Genomic DNA, 13380 nt, shown 5'->3' with positions numbered 1-13380 from the left:
CAGACCGTCAGGAACCAGCCGCTGCGACAGATCGACACCCACAAGCAGCAATGATGCCCCAACTCACCGCATCACCACATGAGACATCCTCTAAGTGGCTGGATGGACGAACAGGACGGCTGTAGGGCAGTGCGGTGATGTGTCCTGTGGCCGTCCGGCAATCAGCGCGCGACGCTGCGCATCAGTCCCTCAAGGTCGCGTTCGCCGGCCGGTGTTTGCGCCCCGTCCTGCAAGCCCCCGCTGATCAGGTGCTGAGCGGCCGGCAGACTGAACGTAGAAGCCCAAGCCTCGTTCTCACGGAGGAGTCCTTCCTTGAAGTCATCGGCGGGCAGCGCGCTCTTGGCCGCTTCGATAACACCGTCGGGCAGCGCGGCGAGATTTCGGGCGACACGGTCGACGTACTCGTCGAGCTCGTCGGCCGGCAGGGCCCGGTTGATCCAGCCGTAGGACGCTGCGGTCTCGGCATCGAACAGGTCGGCGGTGAGAACCACCTCCAGTGCGCGGTTGCGGCCCACGCGGTCCCGGAGGTACTGCGTTCCGCCTCCGCCGGGGATGATGCCCATGAGCGCTTCGATCTGACCGAGTCCAGCGGTCTCGATGGCGGCGAATGTCATGTCCGCTGCGGCCACGAATTCCGCGCCGCCTCCGCGTGCCTTCCCGGCGAGCTTCACGATGGTCACCTGGGGCTGGTGGCGGATCAGCTCACCGATCGCTTGGAACACGTTGACGTCGGCCGGCGCGGATGCGGCGAGTTCCTGGAGGACGTCCATCTCTTCCCCGATGTGCATGTCCACGTGAGCGATGAAGAATTCCGGGTCGGCGCTCGAGAAGACGATCACGCGGACGGATGAATCGTCCTTGAGGCCGGTCAGCACCGTCCGCAGCTCGCGCATCATCGTCGTTCCGAGCGCGTTTACCGGGGGATTGTCGAGGACGATCCGGGCGACGCCGTGTTCGCTGCTCACACGCAGGGTCGAGTAGGCATCGTTCGTCATGAGATTCTCCGTTGGTTACCGCTGGGCATGTAGGTTTGCAATGCATACCTACCGTCGGCGACGGCGCCCAGATGGTCAAGAACGCACTTTGGGAGCACCAAGGATCATGAAGGACACCAATCTGCACGGCGTTGACGCCGAAAAACGGACGGTTTTCCGGGCGGACTGCCCCAGCCGACCGATCCTCGACCAGATAGCGGACAAGTGGTCGATGATGGTGATGGCGCTGCTGGAGCGGCCCACCCGGTTCAATGAACTGAAGCGAGGTCTGGAGGGCATCACGCAACGTGTCCTCACCCAGACACTGCGCCGTCTCGAGCGCAACGGCATGATTCGGCGCACGGTGCTGCCGACCTCACCGGTCGGCGTCGAGTACTCGCTCACGCCCCTGGGCGAGTCCCTGCGCGAGCCGTTCGGCCTGCTCTACGACTGGACCGTCGAGCACAGCGGAGAGATCCGGAACTGCCAGCGGGCGTTTGATATCAGGGCTGACGCTTAACGGGCCCTGACCCCGGAGTTTGAACACCGGAGACACTTGGATCTTGATGGTCCAGGAGAACGGAGTCCCTGTGGGGATGAAGCACTACCCCGCCGAGTTCAAGGCGGACGCGGTCGCGTTGTACCGCTCACGGCCGGGAGCGACGATCAAGTCGGTCGCCGCCGATCTCGGAGTGAACACCGAGACGCTGCGCAACTGGATCCGGGCCGCCGACGGACGCCGCCTCGGTGCCCACTCCGTTCCTGTGGTGGTGCCGCAGCCTGGCGGTGACGCGGTTCAGGCGGAGCTTGCCGCTGGCCAGCGATCTCCGATCGCCTACGAGAACGCCTTCCACACACCATCAACTACGCTGACCCGAGCCGCATAGACGTGTTCAAACTCCGGGGTCAAGGCCCCATTTTCCATGGCCCCAGTGACGTCCTCGTCGGGCACCCTTGCAAGAACCGGCTCGGCGACACGCCCGGAAGGCCGCCGATCCTCAAGAAAATCGGCCGCTACTCTCAGCGACCTATCGACGGACAGACGGCCCCAGGCGGTCAACATGCCAAGTTCGGATAAGACCAGCTCGGCGCGCTCGGCCTGGCCCTGAACGCCGTGGTGCTGTTCAACAGCCTCTACATCGACGCCGCCGTCAAGCAGCTCGCGGCCGACGGCTTTCCCGTCACCGACGAGTTGCTCGCCCGGCTGTCCCCCCTCCAGTACGACCACATCAACTTCCTCGGCCGCTACGCCTTCACCCGGCCGCCGGTGCCGGGCCTGCGGCGGCTGCGTGACCCGTACAGAGACGACGAGACGGGCGACGGAGAGGATGGATAGCCGCGGGCCCCTTGCTCGGGGTGCCCACCGCATTCATGCCACGCTCTGCTCGCCTGGGAGGCTCCCGTCGTCGGTTGCGGCGGCGTGGTCGGTGGGCACGGTGAGGTGCCTGGTGGCGTCCAGGATTGCCCGAATGTGCTGGGCGAGGTTGTGCTGGTCGGGGTCGTTGATCCAGCGGTCGAATGCGACCTTGAACGCGGCGATCCCGATTTCGGCCGCGAGTGCTGCGGTGGTGGTATCCAGACCGCGTTCCCGAAGCGCGTGGGCGAGGGCGGAGACGAGTGAGGCCAGTTTGGCCAGTTCGCGTTCCTGCAGTTCGGGATTGGCAGCGATGACGGCTTGGCGCTGCCGTACCAGTTCGGCGCGTTCTTCGAAGACCGGAGCGGCTTCGGTCAGGGCGTGGGTGATCACCTCCAGCGGCGCCAGAGGGGCGGCGGCGGTGGCCGTGGCGTGCGCGAGGACGTCGGCCAGGGCGTTGGGCTGGAAGAGGACTTCCCGTTTGTCGACGAAGTGCCGGTAGAAGGTGCGTTCGGTGACCTCGGCCCGGGCGGCGATCTCCGCCACGGTGGTGGCCTCGAAGCCCTTGTCGTTGTAGAGCTCCATCGCCGCCTTCTCCAAGCGGCCTCGTGCGTCGGCTTTCCATCGGCTCATGCTCCGATCCTACACACCGATGACAGAATCTGACATCAGAGTGATGACAGAGACTGACATGGATGCTACCGTGATGTCACGAACTGACATCACGGTTCTCCGCCCCCGGCGGGGAGCCCGCAGCAGGAAGGCGTACGCCATGCGCGTATTCGTCACCGGAGCCTCCGGACATCTCGGCTCCGCCGTCGTCCCCGAACTCCTCGAAGCGGGACACCAGGTCGTCGGGCTGGCCCGCTCGGACAAGTCCGCCGCCGCGTTGACAGCTGCTGGCGCCGAGGTGCACCGAGGCGACCTCGACGATCTCGACAGCCTCGCCGCGGCCGCCGCCGCGGCCGACGGCGTCATCCACCTGGCCTTCAAGCACGACGCCATGTTCGCCGGCGACTTCGACGGCGCGGTCGCAGCGGATCTGCGCGCCATCGACACGCTCGGGGACGCGCTCGCCGGCACCGGCAAGCCCCTGGTGACCACGTCGGGAACAATGCTGTTCGCCTTCGCGGGACTCAAGGACGACCTCACCGAGGCCGACGCGCTCGACGCAGGCCCGCGGATCGACGCCGAGAACGCGGTGGTCGTCCTCGCTGAACGCGGTATCCGCTCGTCCGTCGTCCGGCTCACTCCGACCGTGCACAGCTCGCTCGACCACAACGGCTTCATCCCGACCTTCATCTCCATCGCCCGTTCCAAGGGCGTCTCCGCCTACGTCGGCGACGGGGCCAACCGCTGGCCCGCCGTGCACACGCTGGATGCAGCACGCCTGTACCGACTGGCACTGGAATCCGCGCCGGCGGGCTCCCGGCTGCACGCCGTCGATGACGAGGGGATCACCTTCCGGCAGATCGCCGAGGGCATCGGCCGCGGGCTGAACCTGCCTGTGGTCAGCATCCCGCCGACCGAGGCCGAGGCCCACTTCGGCTTCCTGAGCGCCCACGCCCAGGCCGACAACCCGTCCTCGAGCACGCTGACCCAGGACCTCCTCGGCTGGAAGCCCGTCCAGCCCGGCCTCATCGGCGACCTCGGCCAGAGCTACTACTTCGACGCCCCCGCGACCACCCCGCGCTGAGCCCGCCCCCCTTCTCCATCCGCCCAACCCCCACGCATCCAGACGGCCCGGCGGAACCGGCCCAAACGACCCACCATTCCCCTGCACGACCGGCTGCTGCGCAGCCGAGAGGATACGAACGACATGAACACCAAGAACGCACACGAGCGGATCGACCCCGAACTCGCCGAGGTCCTGAAGGCGGTGCCGATGACGGAGGCGGGGGTGTTCGACCTTAGCGACCTGGAGGGCACGCGCGCCGGCGTCCGCGCCTTCGCCGAGGCGATCGCGGCCCAGATGCCGGATGAGCCGTCCGTGTCGGTCGAAGAGGTCGCCGTGGTCCGCCCGGACGGATCCACCCTCCCCATCCGGCTGCTGCGGCCCACCGAGGCAGCCGGGCCGCTTCCGGTGCTGCTCTGGTTCCATGGCGGCGGGCAGGTCCTCGGGTACGCGGCCCAGGATGATCCCACCCTCAAGCACCTGGTCCTGGAGGTCGGCTGCATCGTCGCCTCCGTCGACTACCGGCTCGCGCCGGAGGCTCCCGCCCCAGCCGCCGCCGAAGACGGACTGCTCGCCTATCGCTGGTTTCGCAGTCAGGCCGCCGCGCTCGGCATCGACGAGAGCCGCGTCGCCTTGGCCGGGCAAAGCGGCGGTGGGGGCATCGCCGCAGCCACCGCGCTCATGATCCGCGACCAGGGCGAGCCGGCGCCGCTGTTCCAGGCGCTGAGCTACCCGATGCTCGACGACCGCAACACCACCGCGTCCAGCCACGAGGTCACCGACATCGGCATCTGGGACCGCGCGACCAACATCCTGGCCTGGAACCTGATCCTCGGGGACCGCACTGGCGCCGACGACGTGCCGCCGTACAGCGCACCCGCACGCGCGACGGACCTCACCGGCCTGCCGCCCACCTTCATCGCGGCCGCCGAACTCGACGTCTTCCGCGACGAGGACCTGAGCTACGCGACCAGGCTCCAGGCCAGCGGCGTGCCTGTCGAACTGCACCTGTACCCCGGCGCCTACCACGCCTGGGACCTCTTCGCCCCCGAAGCCGCGGTGAGTGCCGGGTACGTCCACGCCTGGTACGGATACCTGCGCCGCCAGTTCTCTGCCCGTCAGCCCTGAGCGTCCGGTGTGCGGCCCAGCCGCGCGGTGACGGCCAGCAGGCCGCCACCCGAACCTGCTGACAGCCGGTAACCCACCGGGGAAGCCGACACCCACTTCGGCTTCCCCCGGCCCCACGCTCTCGCCCCGCAACCCGACATCGAGCACCCGGACCCGGCCCTTACGAACCGCAACCCCACCCGGTCCAACCTCACCGGCAACCTCGACCAGGGCCACTTCGAGACCTCCCCCACATCCTGACCCCGGCCCAGCGCGGCCCGGCCCGACACCGGCAGCACCAATGCCGCCGCCCGCTCTCGCCCACATACGAACCGCACCCGCGCCCCACCCCTGCTCCCGCTTCTGCGAATTTCCCTAAGGGCGTGCAGATCTTTAACTCGTGGCTTTCTGTTCGGTGGTTCGTTGATCTGGTATGAGCGGGTTGGAAGGGCAACGGGCCGTGCTGGCGGCCAAGTTCGAGGCGATTCTGCCGCACCTCAATGAGCGGCAGCGTCGTCTGTTGATAGGGGCGGAGGCCCAGTCTCCCGGTCACGGCGGGATCAGAGCAGTCGCCCGTGCCGCCGGTGTCCGTGAAGCCACTGTGTCTGCTGGAGTGCGGGAACTCGACTCCGGAGAGGCTCCGCTGGGACGGGTCCGCCGGCCCGGCGCCGGCCGCAAACGCATCGTCGACCGCAACCCTGCTGTTCGGGAGGCACTCCTCATGCTGGTCGAACCCGACGTCCGCGGAGATCCCATGTCACCGCTGCGCTGGACCACCAAATCCACCCGCAGGCTCGCCGGGCAGCTGACCCGGCAGGGCCACAAGATCTCCGCGGACACGGTGGGCGATCTCCTGCGCGAGGAGGGCTTCAGCCTGCAGAGCAACGCCAAGACCCTCGAAGGCAAGCAGCACCCCGACCGGGACGCACAGTTCCATTACCTCAACGAGCAGGCCCGCGACCACCAGGACGGCGGGGCTCCGGTGATCGGTGTGGACACGAAGAAGAAGGAACTGGTCGGCCTGTTCAAGAACAGCGGCCGTGAATGGGAGCCGAGAGGCGATCCGGTGCGGGTCGACACCCATGATTTCCCTGACCGCGAGCTGGGCAGGGCGGTGCCCTACGGCATCTACGATGTCGCCGCGAACACCGGCTGGGTCAACGTGGGCACCGACCACGACACCGCCGCGTTCGCGGTCGAGTCGATCCGCCGCTGGTGGAACGGAGCAGGGCGGGCCACCTGTCCGACGGCCGACCGGCTGCTGATCACTGCCGACGCAGGCGGCTCCAACGGGTATCGCACCCGCACCTGGAAGACCGGACTCGCCCGGTTCGCCACTGAGGCCGGGCTGGCGATCACGGTCTGTCACCTGCCTCCCGGCACTTCGAAGTGGAACCGTATCGAGCACCGGCTGTTCTCCCACATCACCATGAACTGGCGCGGCAGGCCCCTGACCAGCCACGAAGTCATCGTCGAGAGTATCGCCGCGACCACCACCAAAACCGGTCTGACCGTGCACGCCGAACTCGACACCAACCCGTACCCCACCGGCATCCAGGTCAGCGACGGTGAGATCGCCGCCCTGCCGATCACTCGGCACCGTTTCCACGGCGACTGGAACTACACCCTCCACCCGCAACCATCACTGGAAGAATCCAAGGTCATCAGCACGACGGACCAGCCGCCAGTGCCCAGCCCGGCACCTGTGACTGCCCATTGCCTGCGGCATCCCGAACTCACCGGCATGTCCCACCAGCAGTTCGGCGAACTGGCCGACGCACTCCTCCCCGAGATGGAGCTACAGCGTGAGCGAACCCTCCGTAGCCATCGCGGTCACGAGCGCCTGGTGGCCGCCGGCACAGGCGCCAAAGCCAAGCTCACACCAGCGGACCGAATCCTTGCCACCGCGCTCCACCTGCGCAAACTCGCCACCATGGAGCTCGGGATCAGTCCGGGCGAGCTGGCTGGTCTGCACCGCCGGTTCGAGGTGGTGCCCGGAGTTCAGGCTCAGGTGGACTGGGGTGACGAGGGCAAAGTCCTCGCCCATGTCGGGATTCCCAAGGTCTACTCCTTCCACATGACCTTGTCGTACTCGCGGGATCCGTTCTGCTGCTTCACCACCAGCCAGGACCTGGCCACATTCTTTGACTGCCACCGTCAGGCGTTCGCCCACTTCGGCGGGGTCCCGATGTCGATCGTCTACGACCGCACCAAGACCGTCGTTCGCCGCCACGTCGCGCCAGGCGAGGCTGTTCCGCTGCACCCGGAGGCGGTCGCGTTTGCCGGTCACTACGATTTCGACGTTGACGTGCTTGCCGCCTACCGGCCCCAAGGCAAGGGCCGGGTCGAGTGGCAGGTCGGCATCATCCGCGACCACGTCCTGGCGGGCCGGGCCTTCTCCTCGGTCGAGGAGACGAACGTCGCGTTCACCGCCTGGGTCCCGCTGCGGCGGGCGAAGGTCCACGGCACTCACGGCGAGGTCATCGGCCTGCGAGCGGTCCGCGACCACATTGCCCTGCGTCCGCTGCCGGTCACCCCCTACGTGGTCGCCCAGCGACACCTCCGCTACGTCGGCAAGGACTGCCTCGTCGCCTTCGAGGCGAACCTCTACTCGGTGCTGGCGAGGCGGGTCCGTCCATGCCAGCTGGTCGAGATCAGAGCCACGAAATCGCAGGTCGCGCTGCACTCCACGACTCCCGACGCCAGGGCGACACCCTTCTGGCCACCCACCCCCGGGCCGTTGGCCGAGGCGCCCGGGTCGTGGATGAGAAGCACTGGGGCGGCCTCCCCACCGGAGCCGGCCGCCGCGTCACAGCGGCCGGCGACCTGCCCGCACCCCGCCGGTCTGACGACTCCGGCCCGGAGGTGGGATCGCTCATGGCCCTGCTGAACCGGGCCGCAGCCACCCAGGTCGAGGTCGGCCGCCGGCCGCTGTCGGTCTATGACGAGCTGACCGGCACCCGCTCCTTCACCACCCACCGAACGCCGAAGGAATCGTCTTGAGTGAGCTGGTCTCCACCCGCATCCGCAGCACGGCCGCCAAGCTGGGCCTTCCCCACCTGGCCGAGGCCCTGACCCAGTACGCACAGCGGGCAGACGAGGCCAAGATGGCCTACCTCGACTTCATCGACCTGGTCCTGTCCGAAGAACTAGCTGTCCGTGACGACCGCCGCTTCCGCCAGGGCCTGAGGCTGTCGAGGCTGCCGCACCACAAGACGCTGGAGGACTACGACTTCTCCTTCCAGCCCGAGCTTGACCCCCGCAAGGTCAAAGACCTCGCCACTCTCTCGTTTGTCGAGGCCAAGGCCAACGCTGCCTTGCTCGGGCCGCCCGGGGTGGGCAAGACACATATCGCCGTGGCCCTCGCGGTCGCTGCCTGCCGGGCCGGGTACTCGATCTACTTCACCAGCCTCGACGACATGGTCCGCAACCTCACCGCCGCCGAAGCCGCGGGACGCCTGACCAACAAGCTCGGCACGTACTTGCGGCCAGCGGTCCTCGTCCTGGACGAAGTCGGCTACCAGCCCCTCGCCCGCGCGGAGGCCAACCTGGTCTTCCAGGTCATCTCCAAGCGCTACGAAGAGGGCTCGATCATCCTGACCTCGAACAAGACCTTCAGCGAATGGGGACAGGTGTTCGGCGACGAGGTATTGGCCACCGCCATCCTCGACCGCCTCCTCCACCACTGCGGAGTGATCTCCATCAACGGTCCCAGCTATCGGCTCAAGAACCGGCTGGCCGCCATCGAACGAGAGCGGGACGACGCAGCCTGACAACGTGGTCGACAATGACCGCATGGATGTCACCGAGCTGCTCGAATCGGCTTCCCTCCTCGTCCCGGAAGAGGTCGCTACCGAGAACGACATCTCGGTGCAAGACGTTTGGGACTACCTCGCCCACGACGAATGGCAGATCGCTCTGAGCCTGCTGGAGGAGCTCGGAGACGGGCAACCGCTGCCCTTGACGTTCTGGGAGCAGCTTGCCGAGGCGGCTGAGCAACTCGGCCTTGAGCGGAGCGCGGCTTGGTGCCACTGGCGGCGTTCCGAGATCCGAAACGGAATGATCCGGGCGGATCTGACGCTTCGTCCACCCACGGAGGCCCGACGCAAGACACCAATCTCCGGTCACGGTGTTCTGCGACCCATGTGGGACATCGGGAACCTCTCACCCACCGGGGCCGCTTCGGTGAGTATCGCCGGGCTCTGGGTTGAGGACATGCCCGTTCTGGAGCCTGGCGGCCGGGCCACTGTCCGCCTCGTTCCCCTCACTCCCACTCACTGGACGCACGTCAAAACCGGCCAGCAGATCAACATGCACGAGGACCGGACCGTGGCCGGCAGCGCAGTCGTGCTGGAGGTTCACCTCCCCACCCCCGCCATGCCCGCGAGATGACCCCGACCGTCCCGCCCTCAGGCTGGTGCAGATATCTCCGTACTCGGTGGCGCAGTCACAGGAGTACGTCGACACCGCCCGGCGGCTCGACCTGCAGATCCCCCTTTTTTGGGCACCCGCCGCGTGCGGTCGGCGCGGGCGATGGTCGAGTCCACCGAGACGTCCCAGGTGATCAGTCCGTCGGCATCGGCCTGGGCCTGCAGCTGTTCGAAGATGCGGTGCCAGGTGGCGTCCCGCTGCCAACGCCGGAGTGAAGTAGGCCGCCGACGAGGTGCCCGTGGCCCGGTCCCACGGGCCGTATCGCTCGGGGACGTCCCGCCACGGGGTGCCCGCTCGGGTCCGCCACCGTATCCCGTCGATCAGCTGCCGACGTGTCCACGTCCGCGGCCTGCCCGCCTTCTTCCCCATCGGCAGCAACGGCTCCAACTGAGCCCACTGCCGATCTGTCAGATCCCTCGCGCCACACCATGATCATCGCAATTCAAGATCCACTTTCGCAACAGACCCTAGACGCTCTGAAGGAGTTCCAGGCCACGGCCCTGTCCCGCCTGGCAGCCCAGCACGACGACATCACCACGCTCCGACGACAGCTTGACGCCACCCCGGCGGCGTCAGTCCGCACACTTCCTCGATAGCGTGGAGTTGAGACCCGAGTGATGAGGAGGGCGCGTGCGATTCGCACTGGACGCACTGTTCGCTGACGTGCCCGCGGAGCAGGTCGATGAAGCTCGTGACTTCTACAAGTCGAGGGCGGCAGGCCGTGGCCCCAGCTCACTGGAGGAGCTGAAGGAGGCCCGAGCGAAGAGGTCTGCTCCTCCTGCCGCCGATCCGCCTGCCATCGAAGAGACGATCGAAGCCGCGGAAGCGCGCGTCCCTGTCAGGATCTTCACTCCTGTCGACGGTCCGCCTCGGGGCGTCTACCTGGACATACACGGCGGCGGCTTCTACATGGACTCCGCAGCGCGAGGAGACAAACGCAACCGTGAGCTCGCAGACGCCCTGCACCTCGCCGTTGTCAGCGTCGACTACCGGCTGGCCCCTGAGCACCCCTGGCCGGCGGCACCCGACGACTGTGAAGCGGCGGCGCTCTGGCTTGTCGAAGAAGCCGAAGCCCGCTTCGGAACGTCCCGACTTGCGATCGGCGGGAGCTCCGCGGGAGCCACACTCGCCTTGGCTACCCTGCTCCGGCTGAGAGACAGAGGTGCCGTTGGCCGATTCACCGGCGCTGCGCTCCAATTCGGGACCTACGACTTGAGCGCACGAACCCCGGCCGGTCGCCGCATCGCGGACGAATACTTCATCCAGGCGTACGCCGGCCATGTGGAAGACCGCACTGTTCCCGACCTCTCTCCCGTCTACGGCGTTCTTCGCGGGCTTCCCCCAACGCTGCTGATCGTCGGACGTGCAGACGTGTTGCTGGAAGACAACCTGGCGCTGGCAGGTCGGTTGTCAGCAGCCGGCAACGACGTCGAGCTCCGGGTCTACCCCCACTCACCCCACGGCTTCACGGGCCACCCCACGGCAATGGCCAGGACGGCGCTCAGCAGCGTCGACTCCTGGCTGCGCGACCGGATTACGCAATCGTAGGGACTGACTGCGATCTCGAAGGATCCCAGTCCTAGCTCTGGGTATTCAGTGGAATTGGGTGAGCTGAGGCCCCGATAGCAGAAAGGCGCCGTTGACCTGCGAGGATGCGAGTGTCTAGGTCGTATCCGCTGCGGGAGCAAGGCACCTTTCTGGTGGTTGAGCGTACAGGGTGGGACCGCCGGCTGTCCGTAGTGGCTGACGGGAAGAGGCTGATCGGGCATGCCGGAGCGGTGCTGCTGCGTCGGTGTGCGGACCGGACGGGGCTGACGGACGCGCTGGCGAGGGTGCTGCCGTCCAGCATGGTGGCCGGCTGGCGGGACCGTGCGGCGGTGCTGGTTCACCTGGCGGTCGCGATCGTGCTCGGGGCCGAGAACCTGTCGGAGGCCGAGCAACTCCAGTTACATTACCGGCCGTTGTTCGGGTTTGCGGCTTCGGACTCCACCGCCCGCCGGATGCTGGCCGCGCTCGACGAGGCGACCCTGGCGCGGATCGCGAAGGCGCGGGCGCGGGTGCGCCGGCACGTGTGGGGTCTGCTGCATCTGCGGCCGGGCGGTTCCCGTGGCTGGTCGTGGCGGGCAAGCGGCTTGCCGGCTGGATCGTCATCGACCTCGACGCCACCGTCATCACCGCGGCGTCGAAGAAGGCCGGGGCTTCGGTCACCTTCAAAAAGACGTTCGGGTTTCATCCGCTAGCGGCGTGGTGCGCGAACACCACCGAGTCCCTGGCCATGCTGCTACGGCCGGGGAATGCCGGGGCGAACACGGTGGCCGACCACATCGCCGTGCTCACCGACGCCCTCGCCCAGGTCCCCGGTTCCTCGGCCGCGAAGGTCCTCATCCGTGCGGACGGGGCAGGAGCCACCCACGGGCTGCTGGAACACCTCGAAGCGTTGAACACCGCGCGGCGCACGGTCCGTTACACGGTCGGCTGGAAGATCACCGAAGACGACGAGCAGGCCATCGCCCGCCTGCCCGAGACCGCCTGGGAGACCTCCCCGCACCAGGACGGCAGCCTGCAGGAGGGCTGCTTCGTCGCGGAACTGACCGGGCTGAACACCCGTGAGAGCTGGCCACAGGGCATGCGGCTGATCGTGCGCCGCGTCAGACCGACCCGACGCCACCTGAAGAAACTGACCGCGTTCGAGAAGCAGACCGGCTGGCGCTACGGCATCACCGCGACCAGCATCCGCCCCATGTGGGGCATCGCCGGATCGGGCCACGCTCAATTCCTGGACGTGCTGCACCGCTCCCACGCCGGGGTGGAGGACCGGGTGCGCACCAACAGGGCGATGGGCCTGGGCTACCTGCCCTCGCAGTCGTGGGAGGCCAACCGTGGGTGGATGCTCGCTGCGAACCTCGCCGCCGATCTTGACGCGTGGTTGCGGCTGCTGGCCCTGCACGACATCGACGACCTGGCCGACGCCGAGCCGGACACCATGCGCTTCCGCCTCTACCACCTGCCCGCCCGCCTCGCTGACCGCTCCCGCCGCCGCTGGCTGCGGATCGAGCGGACCTGGCCCTGGGCGACGGCGTTCACCACCTGCTGGCACGGGATGACCACCCTGTCCGCCATCACCTGACGCCTCGCCCGCCAGTGCCGACGAGACAAGGAAAGGAGTAGACCGCACCATCTCCGGGTGCTGTGGAACCCCGGCGCAGCCGCAGCGACACGCGAAGGCCCCGCCCGTGATCACGCGGAACAAACAGGGCGAACCGACAGGTCGGTCATGCACCCGCGACCGCTGAAGAATCGAGGCTAGAGGTCGATTACGTGAGACACGGCTTCGCGCACTCCCGCCGACGCGGGCGGCAAACCGTCAGGCGCGCAGTCGACGTCGATCGACCGGACACGTCTCATGCCCGGCTATCGCCCGTAGCCGATCCGGATCGGCTTGGCGGCTGCGGCGGCCGGCATCGCCGGAGCGGGCGTGCCTGCGGCCCACGGCCGCCCCGGGCCGCGGTCCTCAGGTACGGGTACCTCCAGCTCCTCGCAGAGCGCGGGCACGAGGATGAAGCGGGCGGTGTGGTACTTCGTCGCGCACTTCCAGCTGCGGGTCCGGCAGGCGCTGCCCGCCGGGGCCTCGCACTTCAGACACTCGTTTCGTTCTACCGCGTTAGCGGCTTGATCGGACGTCAGGTCCACCCGCCCAGTCTGTCAGAACTGTCTCGCGCAACGCCTCGTTTCGAGAGGGGTTCTGCGAATGGCGACCTGGGGAACGTGATCGAGTCCGGGGCTCTCGTGGAACTCTCACAACTGGTCATTTTTGAGAGACCAGCCAGGACGTTTGAGTA

10 protein-coding genes and 5 pseudogenes are annotated in these 13380 nt (G+C 67.6%); 12 read left to right on the top strand and 3 right to left on the bottom strand.

All coding sequences use genetic code 11. From position 1 onward, the window contains the following. Window positions 1–161: 161 nt before the first annotated feature. Window positions 162–995, bottom strand: a complete 834-nt coding sequence (locus ACFY2B_RS43635) for an enoyl-CoA hydratase/isomerase family protein (protein WP_390768622.1) — start codon at window positions 993–995, stop codon at window positions 162–164. Between the two features lie 106 nt (window positions 996–1101). On the opposite strand from ACFY2B_RS43635, the gene ACFY2B_RS43630 reads away from it, so the two are divergent. The 3 genes and pseudogenes from ACFY2B_RS43630 to ACFY2B_RS43620 all read left to right on the top strand — a co-directional run. Then, the gene (locus tag ACFY2B_RS43630; protein ID WP_390768621.1) at window positions 1102–1494 is read left to right on the top strand and encodes a winged helix-turn-helix transcriptional regulator; all 393 of its coding nucleotides are present in this window, start codon (window positions 1102–1104) and stop codon (window positions 1492–1494) included. 70 nt (window positions 1495–1564) lie between these two features. Continuing rightward, window positions 1565–1702 (top strand): annotated as a pseudogene (locus ACFY2B_RS43625) (transposase); the annotation flags it as partial. A gap of 350 nt (window positions 1703–2052) precedes the next feature. After that, window positions 2053–2310, top strand: a pseudogene (locus tag ACFY2B_RS43620) (Tn3 family transposase); the annotation flags it as partial. 33 nt (window positions 2311–2343) lie between these two features. Here the strand turns inward: ACFY2B_RS43620 and ACFY2B_RS43615 are convergent. Beyond that, entirely contained in the window at window positions 2344–2961 is a 618-nt protein-coding gene (locus tag ACFY2B_RS43615) for a TetR/AcrR family transcriptional regulator (RefSeq protein WP_390768620.1), read from the bottom strand. 139 nt (window positions 2962–3100) lie between these two features. On the opposite strand from ACFY2B_RS43615, the gene ACFY2B_RS43610 reads away from it, so the two are divergent. The 6 genes and pseudogenes from ACFY2B_RS43610 (at window position 3101) to ACFY2B_RS43585 (ending at window position 9502) form a co-directional block, all read left to right on the top strand. Next, window positions 3101–4024, top strand: a complete 924-nt coding sequence (locus ACFY2B_RS43610) for an SDR family oxidoreductase (protein WP_390768619.1) — start codon at window positions 3101–3103, stop codon at window positions 4022–4024. 123 nt (window positions 4025–4147) lie between these two features. After that, window positions 4148–5131 carry an alpha/beta hydrolase gene (locus ACFY2B_RS43605; RefSeq protein ID WP_390768618.1) on the top strand — a complete coding sequence of 328 codons (984 nt, stop codon included), beginning with the start codon at window positions 4148–4150 and terminating at the stop codon, window positions 5129–5131. A gap of 412 nt (window positions 5132–5543) precedes the next feature. After that, a pseudogene (locus ACFY2B_RS43600) lies at window positions 5544–7049 on the top strand (ISAzo13 family transposase); the annotation flags it as partial. Further along, window positions 7044–8113, top strand: a pseudogene (gene istA / locus ACFY2B_RS43595) (IS21 family transposase); the annotation flags it as partial. The pseudogenes ACFY2B_RS43600 and istA, both read left to right, overlap by 6 nt. Next, entirely contained in the window at window positions 8110–8883 is a 774-nt protein-coding gene (istB, locus tag ACFY2B_RS43590) for an IS21-like element helper ATPase IstB (RefSeq protein ID WP_390768617.1), read from the top strand. The pseudogene istA and the gene istB, both read left to right, overlap by 4 nt. Window positions 8884–8905: 22 nt before the next feature. Next, window positions 8906–9502 (top strand): hypothetical protein, encoded by a 597-nt coding sequence (locus tag ACFY2B_RS43585; protein WP_390768626.1) that lies wholly within the window; start codon window positions 8906–8908, stop codon window positions 9500–9502. 339 nt (window positions 9503–9841) lie between these two features. Here ACFY2B_RS43585 and ACFY2B_RS43580 read toward each other — a convergent pair. Then, a pseudogene (locus ACFY2B_RS43580) lies at window positions 9842–9910 on the bottom strand (hypothetical protein); the annotation flags it as partial. Between the two features lie 261 nt (window positions 9911–10171). Between ACFY2B_RS43580 and ACFY2B_RS43575 the strand changes: the two are divergent. The 3 genes from ACFY2B_RS43575 (at window position 10172) to ACFY2B_RS43565 (ending at window position 12668) form a co-directional block, all read left to right on the top strand. Next, a complete protein-coding gene (locus ACFY2B_RS43575; protein ID WP_390768616.1) occupies window positions 10172–11089 on the top strand; it encodes an alpha/beta hydrolase in 918 nt (305 codons plus the stop codon). A gap of 191 nt (window positions 11090–11280) precedes the next feature. Beyond that, window positions 11281–11781 carry a hypothetical protein gene (locus tag ACFY2B_RS43570; RefSeq protein WP_390768615.1) on the top strand — a complete coding sequence of 167 codons (501 nt, stop codon included), beginning with the start codon at window positions 11281–11283 and terminating at the stop codon, window positions 11779–11781. Continuing rightward, on the top strand, window positions 11685–12668 hold the full coding sequence (locus ACFY2B_RS43565; protein ID WP_390768625.1) for an IS1380 family transposase: 984 nt from the start codon (window positions 11685–11687) through the stop codon (window positions 12666–12668). Before ACFY2B_RS43570 ends, ACFY2B_RS43565 begins: the two co-directional genes overlap by 97 nt. Window positions 12669–13380: the final 712 nt, after the last annotated feature.

The sequence above is a fragment of the Streptomyces sp. NPDC001270 genome, assembly GCF_042896695.1.
Taxonomy (GTDB): domain Bacteria; phylum Actinomycetota; class Actinomycetes; order Streptomycetales; family Streptomycetaceae; genus Streptomyces.
The sequence above is the reverse complement of the archived record's forward strand: the minus strand, read 5'-3'. Positions and strand labels throughout refer to the sequence as shown.